Genomic DNA, 1,445 nt, shown 5'->3' with positions numbered 1-1,445 from the left:
GTACTATACCTGAAAATACTTGAAACACGATACTCACGAACTTGAGCCGAGATCGAGCTCAATCGCTTGAGTTAACTCACTAAGTAAAACATTGTGGCAAAGAAGAAAAAGTTAACCAAAGGTCAGGTGCGACGCGTACGTAGCAACCAACAAAAACGCCTAAAAAAGCAAGAAGAGTCCATCCAATGGGATGAGAACATGCTTGGCGCAAGTAAACAGGGTCTAGTGATTACTCGCTTTGGCCAGCACGCTGACATCGAAGATTTAGAAACTGGCGAGGTTCAACGCTGTAACCTACGTCGCGGCATTGAGTCTCTGGTTTCCGGTGACCGAGTGCTCTGGCGTGAAGGTCTTGAATCAATGGCAGGCATCTCAGGTGTTGTTGAAGCCGTAGAGCCACGTACATCAATGCTGACTCGCCCAGACTACTACGACGGCCTCAAACCAGTTGCGGCAAACATCGATCAGATGGTGATTGTCTCGTCTGTCTTGCCTGAGCTATCACTGAACATTATCGACCGTTATTTAGTGGCCGCAGAGACACTCAACATCGCACCATTGTTGGTGCTCAACAAGGTTGATTTGCTTGAGGCAGATGACCGTGCAATGTACGAAGAGTGGCTCAAAGAATACGAGCGAATTGGTTATAAAGTGCTGTTCGTAAGTAAAAATTCTGGTGAAGGCATTAGTGATTTAGAAGTGCAGTTACGCGATCGTATCAACATCTTTGTTGGTCAATCTGGCGTAGGTAAATCGAGTTTGGTTAATGCATTAATGCCTGAACTAGAACAAGAAGTGGAAGAAGGCGCAATTTCTGAAAACTCTGGCTTAGGTCAACACACCACGACAGCAGCACGCCTTTACCACATTCCAACTGGCGGCGATCTTATTGACTCACCAGGGGTTCGCGAATTTGGTCTTTGGCACTTAGAGGCTGAAGAAGTCACCAAAGCGTTCGTTGAATTCCGCCCATACCTTGGTGGCTGTAAATTCCGAGACTGTAAACACAACGACGACCCTGGCTGTATTCTGCGTGAAGCCGTTGAGAAAGGTGAAGTGAGTGAGGTTCGTTTTGAGAACTACCATCGCATTCTAGAAAGCATGATGGAGAACAAGGCAAACCGCCAATACTCACGCAATAAGAAGGCCGATCTGTAACCAGATTGTCTGAGCAACTGTGTAAGAATTCTTCACCGAATACTGACAAGCACATTAAAGTTCAGTAACATCACGCGCCCAAAGCGCGAATCTAACAGAACAGACAGAAGTATCGGAATTAAAGATGGACAAGATTAAAGTTGGACTGCAGTACTGGATCCCACAACATGGCCTAACTCGCCTAATGGGCAAACTGGCATCAGCCAAAGCTGGTAGTCTAACCACCGCGGTCATTCGCTGGTTTATCAAACAGTACAATGTGAATATGGACGAGGCAAAGCACTCTG

Annotated in this window: 1 protein-coding gene and 1 pseudogene; both read left to right on the top strand. The window is 46.4% G+C overall.

Annotated elements, in window-relative coordinates; genetic code table 11:
• Positions 1 to 93 precede the first annotated feature (93 nt).
• Positions 94 to 1,158, top strand: a complete 1,065-nt coding sequence (rsgA, locus tag R7P67_RS24255) for a small ribosomal subunit biogenesis GTPase RsgA (protein ID WP_015297418.1) — start codon at positions 94 to 96, stop codon at positions 1,156 to 1,158.
• A gap of 124 nt (positions 1,159 to 1,282) precedes the next feature.
• Positions 1,283 to 1,445, top strand: a pseudogene (locus tag R7P67_RS24250) (phosphatidylserine decarboxylase); the annotation flags it as partial.

Source organism: Vibrio sp. Vb0937 (assembly GCF_033338855.1).
Note: the sequence above shows the minus strand (reverse complement) of the source record. Positions and strands in the feature narration are given on the sequence as shown.